The following is a 257-nucleotide window of genomic DNA, read 5'->3' on the forward strand; positions in this document are numbered from 1 at the left end:
GCCGATCCGTCCGAACAGTGATACGGCCTTGATGCTGGCGATGATCCGCCAGATCGACCGTGATGGCCGCGCCGCCGAAGATTTCCTTGCGCGCTATACGACCGGTGCAGACATCGTTCGCGACTATGTCGCGGGGCGTCGTGACGGTATCGAGCGGAGTCCGGAATGGGCCGCACCGCTGACCGGCATTCCGGCGGAAGAGATCATTGCGCTGACACGCCGCTTCTACGATCAGCCTTCGATGCTGACCGCCACAT

General features: G+C 62.6%; 1 protein-coding gene. It reads left to right on the plus strand.

Annotated elements, in window-relative coordinates:
* Positions 1-31: 31 nt before the first annotated feature.
* Positions 32-257 (plus strand): hypothetical protein (locus tag KVS69_RS19850; RefSeq protein WP_217539821.1); only part of this gene is annotated, 226 nt, incomplete at its 3' end.

Origin of the sequence: Stenotrophomonas sp. GbtcB23 (assembly GCF_019091045.1) — a bacterium.
Lineage (GTDB): Bacteria > Pseudomonadota > Gammaproteobacteria > Xanthomonadales > Xanthomonadaceae > Stenotrophomonas > Stenotrophomonas rhizophila_A.